Genomic DNA, 17,172 nt, shown 5'->3' on the forward strand with positions numbered 1-17,172 from the left:
ACTATTCATATTCTAATTCAAAGGGAGGTGTTCTTTATGTGTAGTAGATGTCACAAGTCGAAATCGTGCTTCTCCTATAAGAAAAAATGTTGTACAACATACTATAAACGGAACTGTTGTTCCTACGAGAAACATTATGAGAAGAAATGCTGTTGTCGATCTTGCTATAGGTGCGAATGCGTTCGCGTATGTAAAGTGAAGTGTTGCTGCTACGACTATGAGCCATGTCACTATACGAAATGCAGTTATGAGCGAACGTTATTGTAATCACTGGTAATTAGTCTCTGCATACAGTGTTACTAGCATAGTAGATAATTGGTTAGCTAGAGGGGGGATAAAAGAATGAATGATTGGTTTTACAATATTCATGGGGTAACGCCAAACCATATGTATCCAGAAGTAACATCGAGATGTGACGTTGTAACGATTTGCGAAACAGATCTATTGAACATCCCTTGTGCTAAGCCAGACTTAGAAGAGGTACTGGACATCTTTGTAACGATTCATAAAAAGGATATTAAATTAATCAAAAAACGTTCGGGATGCAAATGGGTTATCCATGCAGTGAAAAACATTAAAATCATGTATGAAGCAAATACACCGTGTCAATCAGTTCACACCGCTCATTTTTCGATCCCGTTTTGTATCGTGATAGAAGCAGAAACGGATTGTGCAGACTTTTTTATAGCAGTAGAGGATATTCACCTAACGGAGCATAATTGCAGATCGTTCTATGTTTCTGTTGTGATTTGTGCTATTGAGTTTCCAGGGAAATTCCATATTGAAAAGCATGAAGAACACTTTCACTACCGTCGTGAAAAAAATGAAGAGCATCACCATCCTAACCATCGTCATAATCATGAGTGTGAGTGCGATTGTCATGATCACCAGCATGAGGATCACAAGGGACCTAAGCATGAACAAGAATGTGGCTGCGAAGATCATGACGAACCACTGCATGAACAGGGGTGTGGCTGCGATCATCATGAAGAACCGAAGAATAAACGTGAAGATGAGGATGATGAGGAGTACGATCACTACTCAGGTGGGAAAGATAAATTCATTCGCTATTCTGCACGAGACAATAAATCAAAGCCTTGCAAAAGTCTGTTTGAGAAAGAAGACCAATCGAAACATAATAAACAGAGCTACACTTCTTGGGTGGAGAATGAAATTAGAGATGCAAAGCGTAGAAGAAGAAAGAAATACTCACGGTTAAGATAGCAACAAGTAGAAGGAGCATTCTTACTGAACCTCTTATCTGGTTTCTAGAAGTGCTTGTTCTAAAGTATGGAGGGACACTGGTTTTCATTGCGTTTCACTTGAATCCAATGTGGGTTTCATCTATGTATCATTGTCCCTTTTCAAATAGGTAACCTGTTCATGCTTTTGCACTTTATTGGTATGTGTGTATATGTTTCACCAAACTTAGAAAGTGGGCAAGCTGTGAAGAACATCATAAATGGAAGAATTACTTAAAAAGCACACCCCTTCTTTGAAAAGGGGTGTTTTTGTTCGTAGGACTTTTGAAGGGGGTCAGGTACGTACCTGACCCCCTTTCATTGTTCATTGAAATTCTCAGTTTACGAAAGTAACGCCAACGATAATTAATAGAACAAACAACACAACAATTAGAGCAAAGCCGTTATTGTATCCAGACATAGTTATCACTCCTGTTTCTTAAGTTAAGAGGAATTGGATCACCCTCATTAATAGAATATGCAATAGAATAAAAGGGGTGAGGACAAGTAGTGAAAATAGTCTTTAGTGGTTTAATGTGTTGGGGGACAGGTACGTACCTGTCCCCCTTTTTTATGTGTAAAATAAAAATGGTAGATTAATGGTTGTTAAGTAAACGAAAAAATAAATTTAATTTGAGAAAAAGTGTAGGGGTTTATTCGTTTTGTTCGTCTATATAGGTAACGTCGCATGAAAGGGGGGAGAGGTTGGAAGAGTCATTGATTCATCGAGCGAAGAATGGCAATGAACATGCTTTTCGTCTGCTGATTGAAATGTATAAAGACTATGTATTTAAAAGCATTTACGGAGTGCTTCGTAACCAGAAGGATGCTGAGGATGCGTCTCAGGAAGTATGGATTAAAATCTATACCTCTCTCCCCAGCTATGAGGGGCAGGGGTTCAAAACGTGGATCTCTCGAATTGCGGTTCGTCACGCGATTGATTGTAAAAGAAAGAAAGCAAGACGAAGTGAGGAGCTTGTTGATGAGTTTGCGATCAGCATAGACACTGACTCCAGGAGCAGTCACCTCGTTGAACGAAGCGTCCTCTTAAAGGAGCAAAAGCAGCTCGTCTTAAAATGTCTTGAACAGGCCCCGGCTGCCTATCGCGACGTGATTGAAGGGTACTACATAAAAGAAAAAACGTACCAACAGTTAGCAGAAGAACATAACGTCCAGGTGAAAACCATTGAGACGAAGTTATACCGCGCAAGATCTTGGATTCGAAAGCATTGGAAGGAGGAGGATTTTCTATGAATCATTACACGTTGGAAGAGTGGATGCGATATGCACGAGATGAGCTAGATTTTGGGAAACAAACAGAATACGAGAACCATCTCGATCATTGCGAGCACTGTCTTACTCTTTATATGAAAGCGATTGAGTGTATAGAAGATGAGCTACCTAAGATTGAAAATCCTTCACTCTATACCGATGACCTTATGATACAAATTCCGTTTGAACCTGTCGAAGCTATTCCAATTAAAAAGAAGTGGTATGAGAATCGAGCATTTCACTATGTATTAGCTGCTGCGATGACATTCCTTCTCATGACGACAGGCGTTTTCTCGCAGCTTACAACCGTACCGAAAGAATTAGAACAGAACCAGCGTTCTTCATTTACAGAAGACGTACTTAATAAAACGACGAGCTTACTTGATCGAGTTGAACAAAAGAAATAGAGGAGGTAAGAGAATATGGTGAAAAATAAAAACCCAATTATTGCATTTTTGCTAGCGTTTCTTCCGGGAGTGGGATTGATGTATTTAGGTAAAGTCGGAAGAGGAGTATTGTTCTCTCTTGCCATTATTGGATCAATTCCCTTTGGATATGCATTGAATCAAGCGTTATGGATGCCAGAAGCTTTCATTCTATCAATTGGAGCTGGACTTTTGCTGTATGGTGTAAGCATTATCCACACAGCGTTGATCGCATCTAAAAGTGTGCAACGGACCGAGAATCAAGGTGAGCCTTTAAGCTCGGAACGCTTCTACACAATTATTCTATCGATGGTGCCGGGGCTCGGTCATTTCCAACTTGGATTAATGAACCGTGGCGTAACATTTCTAGCATCCTTTCTTGGTGTCGCAGCGATGATTCTATTCGTCACCTTCATTACAGGCACCGGGGGATTTGTTGTATTTCTTATTATTCTCCCGGTCATCTGGGTTTACAATTTCTTTGATACGATGCAGTTGCTGAACAAGAAAGAAGCGGGAGAAGATTTACAAGATCGCTCGATTCTAGAAGATTTTGAAGATCACCATCAAGGTGGCAAAAAAAGCGTTGTGCTTGCAACACTGTTATCCATGTTTCCTGGAGCAGGGCATTTGTATCTCGGATACCAGCGCAGAGGTGTGCAATTAATGGCGGCGTTTCTATTCTCGATCTACATACTGGATGCCCTCCGACTAGGTATCTTTCTATTTCTTGTTCCGATTATCTGGTTCTTTAGCTTCTTCGATGGCTTGCAGCGCGCAACCCGTCATAACAGAGAACCGATGGAAGATGAACCGATTGTCTCCTATTTCGTGAATCACCAGAAGTGGATTGGCATTGCACTGATTTTCATCGGGGTCTATTACCCGATTACGAATATTATCTTACCGGCTTTGGCACCGTATGTGGATAACTATTTTCAAGTGAATCTGTACAACCTCGGTCAATACATGCAAACGGGAATTGTTTGTGCTCTACTAATTATCGGTGGCGTTAAGCTTCTTGGTGGAAGTAAAAAGAAAACGAGTATGGGGGAGGAATAGCGTCATGAGAACATGGAGAGTAGGAACGATTTCAATGGGAGTAAGCCTTTTGTTTCTTGGCGTTATATTATTGCTATCCCAAGTTTTTAAATGGGACACTGCATACGTCTTAATTAGCTGGTGGCCAGTGTTGCTTATCGTGCTAGGGATCGAAACGCTTCTTTACTTTTTGCAATCTCATGCGGAAAAACCATATTTAACATTCGATTTTCTTAGTATTTTCTTTGTGGGAATGATAGGGACGATTGGGATAGGGTTTACTGTCTTTCAAGCATCCGGATTCCTTGATCATGTAAGTTCATATCTGGATGGTGAAGTGAAAACGACCAGTCTCCCAGCGTATAATCAGGATGTTGGAGAAGGGATTAAGAGAATCTTCGTTGATGCAGGGAATCAGCCAGTTACGATCGAAAGTTCCCCTGAAAAAGAAGTGAGTGTTTTTGGAACGTATCGTGCTCAGGAGATAAACGGTGAGCCTCTTCTAGACAACTTTGAAGAGTATCTTTTTACAAAAGTGAAGGGTGATACACTCTATGTCACGTTTCAGGACTTGCCTGAACGACAAGGCTTGGTAACACGTCAAAGCACGATGCAGGCCACACTCGTTGTTCCGTCAACGACTGAACTTGAAGTCATTAGTGCTTACGGTGGTTTAACGCTTAAACCAAGAACACTTGTTAGCTCGTGGGATGTCTCGAATGCTTCAGAAGTCTCGGTCAATCTCTCGAGAGACGACAACCTGACTGTCAATTTAGAACATGTTGAGTATATAAATGGTGAAGAATCTGAATGGGAGTATTCGGAAAATTCATCTGGTGATAACACTGTTAGCAGTACTGATGGTGATGAAGCAGTTGCACTTGAACCAAGTCAGTCTGCCTCGTTAGCGGTTGGAGATGGAGATTACCTCGTCTCGATTTCCAAAGCGTCTACTGTGACTGCTTCAATTAGAGAATAGCAAAGTTGGAAAACCACGCTCTGAGTGAAAGAGAGCGTGGTTTATTGTTTTCGCGGATAAAAGAGGTGAAATCGCGGATAAAACGAAAATATCGCGGATATATCAGGATTTTCGCGGATATATTCGGAAAATCGCGGATATCCTTCATTTAGTTGAAGAAGCGATTATTCTTTTGGAGAGTGACACAATTTAATTAGAATAAACAGTCTTACTCACTAAACTTGAATATGGTATCTTTTTAAGTATCCAAATGAAAGTTATGGAAGGTGTTTGTATGGCTACAAAAATAAAGCTAGAGCAACCGAAAATCCCGCCCGTTTTAGGAGAGGGATCGTTTCGTGATATATACCGTGATGAGGATTTGCAGTTAATGAATTGCATGATCACCGGTGAACAGTTAGATGGTGAGGAGCTTGACCAGGTTATTTTATCGAAAGTCGTTTTTAGAAATGCAACGTTTACGAATGCTGCGTTTCCTCGAATTGATATGGTGGATGTGATTTTTGATAATTGCAATCTCTCCAATGTGAGTTTTCAAGAAGGTCTTATTCACCGTGTGGCGTTTAAAGATTGCAAACTTATGGGGGCCGATTTCTCAGAAGCTACGTTGGGGAATGTATCGTTTACTAGTTGCATGGGAAACTTAAGTCACTTTACGGATGGACGTCTCAAGCAAGTGCGATTTGATCATACATCGTTACAAGGTGCGAATTACCATCATAGTAAGTTTACAAAGGTTGTCTTTTCAGATTGTGACCTGAATGATGTCAACTTTGCTGAAACCTCGCTTAGTGGTGTGGATATTAGTACTTGTACTTTTGATCGTCTTCATGTCGATTTCGAGAGCCTTGAAGGGTGTAGCGTTTCTCCTGAACAGGCGATTGGATTTGCGAAGCTGTTAGGATTGAAGGTAGTTGAATAAGAAAAACAATGGAGTAGAACTGTTCTGCCCTTTTTTTCTTTATTCGAGAAGTCACAAATAGAGTATTCTTTCTGTATTTACCATTAAACTTCAGAGATTCGGGAATAATTCCTAAGAGGAACAAGACAAAAAGACAAGGTGGTCATAAATGATGAAAGCAGTTCAAGTATCAGGATATGGTGGTTTAGAACAATTAGAGGTAGTAGAGAGAGAAATACCTAAACCGAAAGCAAGCGAAGTACTTATTCAGGTGAAGGCGTGTGCGATTAATAATACAGAAATTTGGATGCGTGAAGGGGCGTATGGAACAGAGGGTAAATCAGGGTGGCGACCAGAAGGGGTACAGTTTCCTAGAATTCCTGGCTCTGATATTACTGGACAAATTGTTGAGGTGGGAGCGGACATAGATTCGAAGCGAAAAGGAGAAGATGTAGTCCTATTTCCTTTTACATCAAGCGGTGAACCAGGAAGCGAACATATTTCGGAAGACATGTCATTTATCGGATCAGAGTACGATGGCGGTTATGCGGAATACGTTGTTTGGCCAGCTGACCTTTGTCTTCCGATGGCTCTTCCTAATTATGAAGAGAGTGCGGTGTTCTCGGTGAGCGGGATGACAGCATGGCATATGGTGGAGCAGTCTCGCATAAAGCGTGGAGAAACCGTGATGGTTACAGGTGCGAACGGTGGCGTAGGCTCACTCAATGTCCAAATCGCTGCAAACGTATTTGGTGCAAAGGTTACCGCTATCGTAGGCGATTTGTCCCTTGAAGGGAAAATGAAAGAACTGGGCGCAACGCACGTTCTATCCTATCAATCAGATAAGCTAGCTGAAGAGATCATCGAAGCGAACGGTGGTCCAATTGATGCCGTATTGGATGTTGTTGGAGATGCGCTTTTCCATACCTCTCTAGAAGTGCTCAGAAAAGGTGGACGCTTCTGTACATCTGGCTCTGCAGGTGGACAGAAAACGGAGCTCGATTTCAGAACGATGTACCTTAAGCACATTACACTGATTGGTTCTGTTCTTGGAACAAGAGACGAATTCGAACGTCTTATGAAGGCTGTATCAGAAGGAAAAGTAAAACCAATCATCGATCGCACCTTCCCACTTGAAGAAGCAAGAGAAGCACAAAGCTATTTCAAGAAGTCAGGGAAGCTTGGAAAGATCGTTTTGTTAACATAATGGGGGTCAGGCGGGGGTCTGTCCCCCGCTTCTTTAAAGCGATAAAATCCATGCCGTTTTCTTCAACACAGGTGAAGACAGTAGAAGAGAGAGGTTGGTCAGTTCCATACTGATCAATCTCTCTCTGTTTTTCTATCGATTGCGCAGTTGATTCAGAATTTCTAGCCCTGCTGTTACACCTTGGCTCATAGCGGAACCTCCCCCATAACCTGCAGCGACGACCATTGTTTCGTAGATTTGTTGATCAGAGCAGTCCATCGCTACGCATTGGTCCATATGGTAGGTGATGCTCGCTTCGTCACCGTCTTTCAGGCTAATAGCTAAGGCCATTAAATGCTTGTGTGGACGATCAATTTCTCCATCCTCAAACGATTCACCTGTGAAACGATTGTACTCGTTAATTGCATCAGGGAGATATTCGCTTAATTGTTCTATTCCTTTACGATAGTTTTCAAGGTTTTTTTCAGCGTTAATTTTCATGTTCCCACTCTCCATTTCTTTATAATTGGCTATGTTAGTAAGCAGTGTTGATTTTTGGCTCATTTACGCCCTGCGGTGACCAATCGCTTCGAGCAAATTCATTTGCTCAGACGATTGGTCACCGCAGGACGACCTTTCAGCAGAGCTGAAAGGCGAGTGAAACTAAGGTTTCACTCGAATGAGCCAAAAATTGAGAAATCAACAATAAGAGCTAACATAGCCTTATCATTAGTGAACCATTCCTTTTCTAGTTAAGAAGGTAAACATTTGGATGTGCTTTAGTGCATTAGTGAAGCGGGGGTCAGGTACGTACCTGACCCCCACATCTAAAAAGAGGAGTTTAACCATCTACGTTGTATCTAGAAGGATGGGTGATATTATTTTCATTGCATTTTATAAATTGGTGTATAAGGATGGAACGAATTGGATTGGAAATACATAATGAGTTTGGAGAATCTGATAGGGTTTAAGTAAGTGAAAACGGGAATGGCCAGGTATTTAAGTCCTGCTTTAAGAAATGAATAGTTAGAGTCTTAAATTCTGAAATAATATTTAAGCAGATAAGAGGTGCCTATGCAAATTCGAAACGTGAAACAGTCTGATTATTACGTTATATCTCCCATAATTAACGAGTGGTGGAATGGGAGACAGATGGCAGATATGTTACCTAAATTGTTCTTTGATCATTTTACGTCGACGAGTTTTGTGGCGGAAGAGGATGGCGAGGTCATCGGATTCCTTATTGGTTTCTTATCACAGACACATCTTCACGAAGGGTATATCCATTTTGTTGGTGTTCATCCAAAGTATCGAGGGCGGAACATTGGAAAGCAACTGTATTATGAGTTTTTCAAAACGATTAAGCTCTATGGTCGCAGTATTGTAAGGTGCGTAACCTCGCCAGTGAACAAAGCGTCAATCGCCTATCACATCAGAATGGGATTTGAAATCGAAGGTGGAAATCGCGTGGTAAATGGTATCGCTGTTCACTCGAATTACGATGGACCTGACCGAGAGCGTGTTGTTTTTGTAAAGAAACTCTATTGAGAAGGTGAGAGCTTTTCAAAAACGTGAGTGTTCCTTGAAAGTAGGTGCTTATTTTGCATGAGGGTAAAGTGCTTGGAGTTGGACAGACAGCTCAAGTGGTTGGACTAGATGATGGGAAAGTAGCCAAGAACAATTGACTGGCTAGATGCGACAGTTGGAAACCATGTCGCTGATGTTGCGAGAACGACGCTTTTATTAAAATATGGTGGGTTTCCCACGGAAATTTCACCGATCGCTTATAACATTCAAATCGTTATTCGCAAATTTCTAAGCAGTCTTTATCTTTCTTTTTACCGAAAATCTATGCCACTTGAGCAAAAACAGCTAGAAACATGGTTACTTCCTGTCGCTGTTGCCAGATTATCAGAATCATTACCGGATCATGAAAAAAAGCAGTTGCTTAGAATCGCCCATACTCGATTGCGGTTGGTCAAAAGAAAGGATAGATCGTTAAAAGAAGGGAGATAGTAAGGGGAAATTGGTGCGGGGTGAAGGTATGATGTTACTTATTAAAATCCTTACGATCTACTTGATTACCATTGCGATTATGAGATTAATGGGAAAGTCTACGATCATCCAGATGACACCGTATGATTTAGTGGCAATTATTATTGTTGGAACGGTCGCATCAGAGCCTTTGATTAGTACCGAATTCTGGCCAACAATTTACGCGCTAGCGATCCTCGTTCTGTTTCATATCCTCTTCTCTAAGTTGACGCTCTGGCAGGTGGGGAACCACTTTTTTCTTGGGGAGCCAACAATTCTTGTGAAACATGGGGAAATCATTGAAGATAATTTGGAGAAATCAAGATTATCTGTGGCGCAGTTGTTATCCATTCTAAGAAGCAAAGGCTATCCGAAAATTTCTGATATTGATTATGCCATGCTTGAGCCTATTGGAGAAGTGAGTATCATTCCAAAAGTGGAGAACACGCCTGTTACTGTGCAGCATTTGGAAATTTCTATTGATGATGAAGGGTTACCTATTTCGGTTGTAATCGATGGTAAAATTCAAATGAAAAACCTTAAGCTATTAGGTAAATCGAAGGGGTGGCTCATAGACCAGCTTCAAGCGCAGGATTTGCTTATAAAAGATATTATCTATGCATATGTAAATGAAAAAACGAAGAAGTTGAATATTAATAAACGAGGTTAAGTGTAGTGACAAAATCCACATTGATCTCTATGACAATAATGTATTGAGATGAACTGATAGATCGGCACTATTAAGCATTCATATAGTGACCAACTTGTCTGAGATTAAACGTAAGCTAGAAGCAAGGCGTCTTCCTTATTGGAGACGTCTTTTTTTGTTAGTTTGTTATCCTTTTATATCAAAAGTAAACGAATGTACACGCCATCTTTAATCAGATACATACAATATAAAAGCTACAGCTAGAACAATAAATTTAAAAAACAGGTGATGCTATGAGTCGTTATTTAAAATGGTCAGAGGTACCATATGGCGGTGAAACGAAGCCACCAACCGATCCTGTCAATCCCCTTGCCGGATCATGGCCTACTACCTATATTAAACGAAGGGGAAATCGATTTTATAGTCCTAGTGGTCCTATTCGTTTTAGAATTCCACACCCGAATGATATAGACTGGGAAGCAGAATTGAAAGTTGTACAAGAAACATTAGATAACATTACGCCAAAACAAATCCAAATTGCGAAGTACTGGGGGACAGGGGTTGCAACGAAACAATGGACGCCAATTATCGATAGGTTGATTGATACGTATGGTGTAACCCCGCCTTATGCTGCACGAATTTTAGAGGCAGTACAAGCAGGAATTAACGATACATTTGTTACGGGGTGGTATTACAAATATGTGTGGGATGTCGCTCGTCCAATTCAGTATGATCAGGATCTTGAACCGATTCTATGTACGCCGCGGTTCCCGACTTATATATCTGGTCATTCTGCAATAGCGGGTTGCGCTGAAGTGATGTTAAGCTACTTCTTCCCTGGAGAGGCCAAAAGGCTTCACCAACTTGCTGAAGAAGCTGCCGTGTCTAGACTTTATGCGGGAGTTCATTTCAAAGTGGATAACAAAGCTGCGCTAGAAATGGGAAGACAAATAGGAGGTATTGCTGTCGCGCAATTAAGCCGTCAACGTAACTCTAGTGGTGAGAAAATTGATACACCATACTTTAAGGATTTACATGCTAGGTTACAGCCGGCACCGTACAGACAGGCAATTCCTTACCCTTTTAAGAATACCTGCACTTCAAATACAAGAAGTTTAGAGAGTAAGCCTAAACTATTTATTCCAAATAAAAATTGGAAACGTTAAATATACGATAGACTCTATTGCCCATTGTGGCGATAGAGTCTATCTGTTTTATTAAAGAGGTTTTTTTAAAAAGAAAGGTTGTCTCTCTCCTTTTAGTCACGTATCCTTAAAAAGATGAAAATACGAATTGGGGGAGTATGATGAGTTGGCTCAATCGAAATAAGAATGACATCAAGTTCGCTGAGCTTGATGAAGAAACGCAAGAAGAGATGTTGGCGTTTGCGGGTAAAAGAAATAAGGTTTACGAAAAGAAATGGGAGAAGTTATCTACAAAGAAAACACCTATTTCATGGAATTGGGCGTCTTTTTTCTTAAGTTTATTCTGGTTTACATACCGCAAAATGAACGTCTATGCTTATGTGTTTCTAAGTATCATCGTCGTTGTGGATGTTCTATCGATTCTGTTTTTAAAGAAAACACTACCCGGCTCAACGATGGCACCTGCTTATGTTGTTTTGGCCTTGTTTGCGAATAAACTTTATTTTGATTTTGCGCTAAGTAAAGTTAAGAAGTTGAAGAATCTTTATCCAGACCGTGATGAACGACTTGAAATGCTTAGAAAACGTGGTGGCGTTAGCTGGTTACATGCTCTTCTTTTTGTTCTCGTTATGATCACCTATGGTTTTGGAAGTGTGTATCTAGAAGAGGAAGTCTATTACTCGTATATGACACCAAAGTTCAGAGAGGCTGCTGATCTACAGGGTGCAGGAAAGCTTGATGAAGCATTGACTATTTATGATGACATCGAGAATGAAAACGTGCCTGTCCCATCGATTCATTATAATAAAGCACTTATTTATGAGGAGCAACAAGAATACGATAAAGCCTTAAATCAAATGAATAGTTACCTTGATTTAGTACCTGATGATGAAGAAGCAATAGAGATCCAAAAAGAGATGATGGAGAATATGAAGTAGGATTTACATAATATTTCAAAAGAGCCTGGGGAGTTGCCCCCAGGCTCTTTCAGTGTTTCAGTCTACATTTCTTCCTGAACCATTTTCTTTCTTCTAAAACGATAGAAGACGAGATACAGCATAGGCACCATTATAAGCGTAAGAATCGCTGAGAATAGGATACCCGATATAATCGTAACTGCTAGCGGTGTGAAGAGGGCATCGCCACTTACAGCTACTGGAATTAAGGCAACAATTGACGTGATCGCTGTGAGAAGAATTGGGCGTAAACGTACGCGTCCGGATTCGATGACAGCTTCTTTCACATCCATGCCTTTTTTCACTGCTTGTTCAATAAATTCAATTAACACAACCGAGTTCCTTACAACGATACCTGTGAGTGAGACCATTCCCATCACACCAAGGAAGCTGATCGGCGTTTGCGTAACGAATAGTCCGAGTATCGCTCCAGCAATTGCAAGATAAACCGCAACGAGTACAAGGAACGGTAGTGAGAGGGAGTTGAATTGAAGAGCGATAAGCAGATACACAAGGAATAGAACAATGATGAAGAGGACGGTAATTTCTGCGAAGAAATCACTTTGTGCTTCATTTTCTCCTCCAAGTGTAATGCTGTAATCAGCTCCAAGCTGATCACGCTGTTTCTCAACAATGTCGGTTACGTTTGCTTTGTAATTCTCTTCATTCTCTGGAAATGCACGAAGCGTAATCGCGCGTTCTCCATCAATGTGAGGAATGGTTTGAAGCTTTTCGTTTCGTTCGGTTGTAACGAGCTCATCGAGTGAAATCAGTTCAGGTGGTCCACCTGCAGAAGCAGCTGGAAGCTCTAGACTTGAAAGATCCACTTTCTCGTCGCTACCTTCAAGCACAAGATTCATATCTCGCTTCACGACACCATTATCGAAAGCTTTTAATGGTATACCTGCTGTCGCAAGTCGGATTTGCTGGCTAATTTGGTTAACGGTAATGCCGTTCTCTTCAAGTGCTTCACGGTTTGGAACGTAGTCGAGTGATGGGGCAAAATCCCCAACATTATCAACGACAAGATCCGTTTCTAGGTCTTCAATTTCCGATGTTAATTCATCTCTCAGATCAATCAATTTGTCCATTTCAGGACCAGAAATGGTTACCGTAACAGGTGCACCAACTGGTGGACCTTGTTGGATCGTTTCCATGAAAATTTCCGCTTCAGGGTACTCATTTCGAAGTTTGTCTGTCCAGTCGTCAATTAGTCCCTGTGTTGTCTGGTTCTCACGATCGACGCGTGCAACGATCTGACCGGTGTTTTCACCAGTGCTTGTTAGTGAGCTATTAAATAGTCCAGGTGTACCGGTTCCGGTGAAGACGCTTGTTTCATATACGCCATCATCTGTTTGTAGTCTTTCCTCAATGTCCTGTAGCGTTTCATGCGTTTCCTCAATCGGTGTTCCAATTGGCAGTGTAATGTCGACCGTTACTTCTTCTTTATCAGCTGCAGGGAAGAATTCGAACGGTGTTAAAACAACTAATCCGAAGATCGCGGTTGTGAACACGAGACCAATAATGGAGACGAGAATAGGTTTCTTGGAAAATTTCTTAAGTAATTTATCCGCATAGACGTCTGCAAGTTTGTTTAATGGCTTGCCGAGAAGGCCAGGTGCATCTGACATTGGCTTCTTCGATCTGCGGCTCAAAAAGTATCTTAAGATCGGAACGAAAATGAGCGCGACAAGTGTTGATGCGATGATAGTAGTAATGAGTACGGTTGGCAATGCTCTGATAAAGGCGCCATTTCCGCCTGATAGAAAAATGAGCGGGAGAAATGTAAAAACGATTGCAAGAGAAGAGGTAACGATTGATACCCAAATCTCTTTTACGCCGTTTACTGCACCCATTAATCCTTTATCCCCAAGCTTGTATCTGCGCTGAATGTTGTCATTGATCACGATGGAGTCATCAACGATAATTCCGAGCGCAATGATCAACCCGATAACTGAAATCTGGTTAAGGTCAACCTCTGCGAACGGTAGGGGAATGAATCCCATTAAGACAGAAATCGGAACAGCAAGCGCTACAACAAGTGCACCGGATCCAGAAAGTCCTAATGACGTTGCCACAATAACCGCAAGAACGGATATAGCAAGTGATAGGAATAGCCCATCAAAAATATCGTTTACGATCGATGCTTGTGAGTAATAGGGCTCTAACTCAATTTCAGAAGGTAATCCTTCAGCTAGCTCGTCCATTTTTTCGCTAACTCGTTCATCCACAGTTGGAATGTCTTCACCAGGTTTCACGTAAGCAGTGAACGAGATGGAAGGTTTTCCTTCATATGTGATGATGTCTGTTAATACTTTTGGACTCACTTCTACACTCGCGATATCTTTTAGAAAGATGGAGTCGCCTGCAGGGTTCTTTCCGATGAAAAGCTCTTCCATTTGGTCAAGTGAATCATAGTTCTCAACAGAAAGCTGGACAAGTTCATCATCCATTTCCTGTTTGCCAAGCGGAGTTGGATAATACTCGTTATTAATGGCGTTCTGAACATCGATGACATTCAGTCCGGACTCTTTTAATTCGTCTTGTTTCAATTCAATTAGAATTTGTTCTTCAGGTAATCCTTTAATCGTAACGCCTGATACACCAGATAGTTCTTCGACTTCGTCTTTCCAGCGGTTTAACTCTTCCTGCATGGAAAGGAGATTATCTCGGTTGTCGCTAGTAAGGTGATAAGAAACAATCGGCATTTTGGCCGTTGATTCGTTCACTTCTGGTTCAAAAGCGTCATCCGGGAAGGATGTTGAAGCATCTGATACAGCTTGACGTACGTCACTAAATACCTCTTTCTTACTTTCACCATCGGCTACTTCTACAACAATTGTAGAAAAACCAGCTGCAGATGAAGAAGTAACTTCTGCGATACCATCAATTGAACTAAGTGAGGATTCAATTGGGTTTGTAATCGAGCGCTCGACTGTATCGACAGTAGCACCTGGATAGACGGTGTTAACTGTTCCAATATTAACGGTCGTTTCAGGAATTTCACGTTGCGGGAGTTGGATGAATGTAAATACCCCAACAATGACAAATAATAGGATGAATATGATAAATAGCTTGGATCGTTGCAGAATCCACTTAAGCATTAAAGGGCCTCCTCTACTAGTTTACGACTGGTCGGTCAGTGTGTATTCGTTTATACCCTCTATGTGTTGAAATATAAACTTCTGATCTTCTTGACTCATTAGTCATTTTACCTAGATAATAGTGGATGTCAAGAAATGAGTATGTTTCTGAGAGTGACTTCAAAGGAATACATGATGAACATTGTAATCGTATCTATCGGAAATTCGCTCTTTAAGAAAAGAAGGAGTATGATTTGATTCAAGGCATGAATTGATTGAGAACATCGAGGTGAATACATTGGATAAAAGAAAAGCAATTCTTGAAGCGGCCGTTGAGCTAATAGGAGCGAAGGGCTATACACATACATCCATGCAGCAAATTGCCGATAGCGTTGGGATCTCGAAAGGATCACTTTATTCATTTTTTCCATCGAAGGAAGACTTGATTATATCGATTTATGAGCATTACCAGCAGCTCGTATTCGAACGCGCATTTGTCGTTGGATTGGACGGCAACCTTCCACCTTATGAACGATTCGCTAAACAATTTCAGGTCCAGTTTGAAGGGATTCTTGAATACAAATCGTATATGAAGATGCAAATGCGAGGGGAAACGGCGCAAAGTAGTGAGAAGCTAGAGAGCATGGGTCATCGTATGAGGGGAAGGTTGTTCAGTTGGCTTGAGCGGAATCTAATTGAGTTATATGGAGAGGAGATCTCCCCGTATAAATGGGATTTAATGTGGATGATACAGTCAATCTATACGTCGTATACAGGACTAATGATCTCTTCAGAAAGCGAACTGGCACCTAAGGACCTGGGGAACCACATCGTGCGACAAATTGAGATTCTGGCGAATGATTATTTCTCTGGGAGTAGTAAGCCATTGCTTGATGACGAGATGATGCAACCATTCTCGGTTGGTATGGATCGAGAAGGGGCTTTCACTTCTTTCGAGAAGAGAGAGAAAGCTTGGAAAGCTGTGTATGAACAAATCCATACCCTTGATCAGGAGCAGTATTTCCTTGAAGTGACCAATCGCATCTCTGAAGAATCAAGAAAGTCAAAGCCTGATGAGCTTGTTATAAGAGGGCTGTTTCATTTATTGAAAGAAGAAGAGAGATTGAAGGCAGAAGCTGTGGCTCTAGAGGAACAGCTCCTCTCGTAAGAAACACATTAATTGGGTTATGTTTGCGTCAGTTAGGGTAAAAACGGTTTACAGACAGTGAGCGTAAACCAAAGGAGAGAAAGATATGACAAAAACATCCCCAGCAATCAATGGCAGTAGTACCTTTATTTCAATTGTATCGATCGCTGCAGCAGGACTTGCAGCTATAATAGCAGGTAGCTTCTTATCCGGAATGATTGAACTTCAGACAATACAAAAACAGTTCTTCCCGGTTATCTTACCTCTATTAATCTGTGCAGTGGGAATCATACTAGGAATCACTGCTTATCGCTTATCGAAACGTAAGATTGCTATAGCAGGGATTATACTTAATGCAGTCGTTGTTTTAATTCCTGTTACTTACTTAATTATGTGATTATATATGGAGAAAATAGCGTGAGTGGTCAGGCAAGTGCCTGACCACTTTTATTATAATTGCAACTTTCACTTTCCAAATAACGTCTAATGAGAAAAAGGTATGACAATAGAGTGGAGGTCATTCTATGAAACTGCGAAAATTTGGATCCGTGTTGCTTATAAGTATCCTTCTGGTAGGTACAATAGGGTGTACAGCGAAAGGCGAGCAACAGTCGAATGCCGCTACAGAACCAAACGCAAGCGTTGAAAAAGATGGAACGGAAGAGGAAGCCGCTCAAGCTGATCAGATAGAGATGATAGCGAACGATGAGAAAATCATTGAAATGTTGAAGTCTTCAGGTGTTATTAAAGAGAACGCAACGGCAGAAGAAATTAAAGAAGCAGTAAAAGATTACCTTCAGAAGAAAGCAGAACAGAACAAAATGAGAGAGAAGTCAGATAAGAAGAACATTGAGGAGTTAAAGAAAGAGATACAAAAAGACCTTCAAGTAGAAGGTTCATGATTTGGGAGACTCGGTTACTGAGTCTTTTTTTTTGTGGAGTTAACGGGTTGAAGCGTTATTGCGAGAAAATAAATATGTTGTCGTATAGCGGTTCTTTTGACTCATGTCTTAAGTAGGATAATTGTATTTTTATTAGAGAAAATAGATATTTTTGCAGGAAAATGGCAGTTTTTGAGACTTTTGGATCATTCATATTTTTCAGAAAACATAT

17 protein-coding genes are annotated in these 17,172 nt (G+C 41.0%); 14 read left to right on the forward strand and 3 right to left on the reverse strand.

Going from position 1 to position 17,172, the window contains the following annotated elements; genetic code table 11:
* Positions 1-342 precede the first annotated feature (342 nt).
* Positions 343-1,224: a DUF3794 domain-containing protein gene (locus JI666_RS17320; protein ID WP_206894199.1), complete on the forward strand. Its 882-nt coding sequence runs from the start codon at positions 343-345 to the stop codon at positions 1,222-1,224.
* 354 nt (positions 1,225-1,578) lie between these two features.
* On the opposite strand, the gene JI666_RS17325 is transcribed toward JI666_RS17320, so the two are convergent.
* Entirely contained in the window at positions 1,579-1,662 is an 84-nt protein-coding gene (locus JI666_RS17325) for a YjcZ family sporulation protein (protein ID WP_206894317.1), read from the reverse strand.
* A 284-nt stretch (positions 1,663-1,946) separates the two neighbouring features.
* Here JI666_RS17325 and JI666_RS17330 point away from each other — a divergent pair, with 284 nt between their 5' ends.
* The 6 genes from JI666_RS17330 (at position 1,947) to JI666_RS17355 (ending at position 7,066) form a co-directional block, all read left to right on the forward strand.
* Positions 1,947-2,495, forward strand: coding sequence for a sigma-70 family RNA polymerase sigma factor (locus JI666_RS17330; protein ID WP_206894200.1), 549 nt, complete (start codon positions 1,947-1,949; stop codon positions 2,493-2,495).
* Positions 2,492-2,920, forward strand: a complete 429-nt coding sequence (locus JI666_RS17335) for a hypothetical protein (protein ID WP_206894201.1) — start codon at positions 2,492-2,494, stop codon at positions 2,918-2,920. The genes JI666_RS17330 and JI666_RS17335 overlap by 4 nt, the downstream gene beginning before the upstream one ends.
* A gap of 15 nt (positions 2,921-2,935) precedes the next feature.
* The gene (locus JI666_RS17340; RefSeq protein WP_206894202.1) at positions 2,936-4,000 is read left to right on the forward strand and encodes a DUF6677 family protein; all 1,065 of its coding nucleotides are present in this window, start codon (positions 2,936-2,938) and stop codon (positions 3,998-4,000) included.
* Positions 4,001-4,004: 4 nt separating this feature from the next.
* Positions 4,005-4,958: a LiaF transmembrane domain-containing protein gene (locus tag JI666_RS17345; RefSeq protein WP_206894204.1), complete on the forward strand. Its 954-nt coding sequence runs from the start codon at positions 4,005-4,007 to the stop codon at positions 4,956-4,958.
* Positions 4,959-5,232: 274 nt separating this feature from the next.
* Entirely contained in the window at positions 5,233-5,880 is a 648-nt protein-coding gene (locus JI666_RS17350) for a pentapeptide repeat-containing protein (protein ID WP_206894205.1), read from the forward strand.
* 151 nt (positions 5,881-6,031) lie between these two features.
* On the forward strand, positions 6,032-7,066 hold the full coding sequence (locus tag JI666_RS17355) for a zinc-binding dehydrogenase (RefSeq protein ID WP_206894325.1): 1,035 nt from the start codon (positions 6,032-6,034) through the stop codon (positions 7,064-7,066).
* 132 nt (positions 7,067-7,198) lie between these two features.
* Here the strand turns inward: JI666_RS17355 and JI666_RS17360 are convergent, their stop codons facing one another.
* Positions 7,199-7,546, reverse strand: a complete 348-nt coding sequence (locus JI666_RS17360; RefSeq protein ID WP_206894206.1) for a carboxymuconolactone decarboxylase family protein — start codon at positions 7,544-7,546, stop codon at positions 7,199-7,201.
* A 573-nt stretch (positions 7,547-8,119) separates the two neighbouring features.
* On the opposite strand from JI666_RS17360, the gene JI666_RS17365 reads away from it, so the two are divergent.
* From JI666_RS17365 to JI666_RS17380, 4 genes are all read left to right on the forward strand, one after another.
* Positions 8,120-8,593, forward strand: coding sequence for a GNAT family N-acetyltransferase (locus JI666_RS17365; protein WP_206894207.1), 474 nt, complete (start codon positions 8,120-8,122; stop codon positions 8,591-8,593).
* 481 nt (positions 8,594-9,074) lie between these two features.
* Complete coding sequence (locus JI666_RS17370) at positions 9,075-9,749, forward strand: DUF421 domain-containing protein (protein ID WP_349769355.1); 675 nt, start codon at positions 9,075-9,077, stop codon at positions 9,747-9,749.
* A 272-nt stretch (positions 9,750-10,021) separates the two neighbouring features.
* Entirely contained in the window at positions 10,022-10,894 is an 873-nt protein-coding gene (locus JI666_RS17375) for a vanadium-dependent haloperoxidase (RefSeq protein ID WP_206894208.1), read from the forward strand.
* A 137-nt stretch (positions 10,895-11,031) separates the two neighbouring features.
* Positions 11,032-11,811: a DUF2628 domain-containing protein gene (locus JI666_RS17380; RefSeq protein ID WP_206894209.1), complete on the forward strand. Its 780-nt coding sequence runs from the start codon at positions 11,032-11,034 to the stop codon at positions 11,809-11,811.
* Positions 11,812-11,873: 62 nt separating this feature from the next.
* Here the strand turns inward: JI666_RS17380 and JI666_RS17385 are convergent, their stop codons facing one another.
* Positions 11,874-14,933, reverse strand: coding sequence for an efflux RND transporter permease subunit (locus JI666_RS17385; RefSeq protein ID WP_206894210.1), 3,060 nt, complete (start codon positions 14,931-14,933; stop codon positions 11,874-11,876).
* A gap of 268 nt (positions 14,934-15,201) precedes the next feature.
* Between JI666_RS17385 and JI666_RS17390 the strand changes: the two genes are divergently transcribed.
* The 3 genes from JI666_RS17390 to JI666_RS17400 all read left to right on the forward strand — a co-directional run bounded on the left by JI666_RS17390 (position 15,202) and on the right by JI666_RS17400 (position 16,961).
* Positions 15,202-16,080: a TetR/AcrR family transcriptional regulator gene (locus JI666_RS17390; protein WP_349769356.1), complete on the forward strand. Its 879-nt coding sequence runs from the start codon at positions 15,202-15,204 to the stop codon at positions 16,078-16,080.
* Between the two features lie 85 nt (positions 16,081-16,165).
* On the forward strand, positions 16,166-16,456 hold the full coding sequence (locus JI666_RS17395) for a YnaG family membrane protein (RefSeq protein WP_206894213.1): 291 nt from the start codon (positions 16,166-16,168) through the stop codon (positions 16,454-16,456).
* 127 nt (positions 16,457-16,583) lie between these two features.
* A complete protein-coding gene (locus JI666_RS17400) occupies positions 16,584-16,961 on the forward strand; it encodes a hypothetical protein (RefSeq protein WP_206894215.1) in 378 nt (125 codons plus the stop codon).
* The last annotated feature ends 211 nt before the right edge of the window (positions 16,962-17,172 follow it).

The organism is Bacillus sp. NTK071 (assembly GCF_017303315.1).
Taxonomy (GTDB): domain Bacteria; phylum Bacillota; class Bacilli; order Bacillales; family Guptibacillaceae; genus Guptibacillus.

Bases quoted from the DNA above. Each gene is read 5' to 3' on its own strand.
- JI666_RS17320 (WP_206894199.1), top strand. From the start codon at position 343: ATGAATGATTGGTTTTACAATATTCATGGGGTAACGCCAAACCATATG.
- JI666_RS17325 (WP_206894317.1), bottom strand. From the start codon at position 1,662: ATGTCTGGATACAATAACGGCTTTGCTCTAATTGTTGTGTTGTTTGTT.
- JI666_RS17335 (WP_206894201.1), top strand. From the start codon at position 2,492: ATGAATCATTACACGTTGGAAGAGTGGATGCGATATGCACGAGATGAG.
- JI666_RS17340 (WP_206894202.1), top strand. From the start codon at position 2,936: ATGGTGAAAAATAAAAACCCAATTATTGCATTTTTGCTAGCGTTTCTT.
- JI666_RS17345 (WP_206894204.1), top strand. From the start codon at position 4,005: ATGAGAACATGGAGAGTAGGAACGATTTCAATGGGAGTAAGCCTTTTG.
- JI666_RS17350 (WP_206894205.1), top strand. From the start codon at position 5,233: ATGGCTACAAAAATAAAGCTAGAGCAACCGAAAATCCCGCCCGTTTTA.
- JI666_RS17355 (WP_206894325.1), top strand. From the start codon at position 6,032: ATGAAAGCAGTTCAAGTATCAGGATATGGTGGTTTAGAACAATTAGAG.
- JI666_RS17360 (WP_206894206.1), bottom strand. From the start codon at position 7,546: ATGAAAATTAACGCTGAAAAAAACCTTGAAAACTATCGTAAAGGAATA.
- JI666_RS17365 (WP_206894207.1), top strand. From the start codon at position 8,120: ATGCAAATTCGAAACGTGAAACAGTCTGATTATTACGTTATATCTCCC.
- JI666_RS17375 (WP_206894208.1), top strand. From the start codon at position 10,022: ATGAGTCGTTATTTAAAATGGTCAGAGGTACCATATGGCGGTGAAACG.
- JI666_RS17380 (WP_206894209.1), top strand. From the start codon at position 11,032: ATGATGAGTTGGCTCAATCGAAATAAGAATGACATCAAGTTCGCTGAG.
- JI666_RS17385 (WP_206894210.1), bottom strand. From the start codon at position 14,933: ATGCTTAAGTGGATTCTGCAACGATCCAAGCTATTTATCATATTCATC.
- JI666_RS17395 (WP_206894213.1), top strand. From the start codon at position 16,166: ATGACAAAAACATCCCCAGCAATCAATGGCAGTAGTACCTTTATTTCA.
- JI666_RS17400 (WP_206894215.1), top strand. From the start codon at position 16,584: ATGAAACTGCGAAAATTTGGATCCGTGTTGCTTATAAGTATCCTTCTG.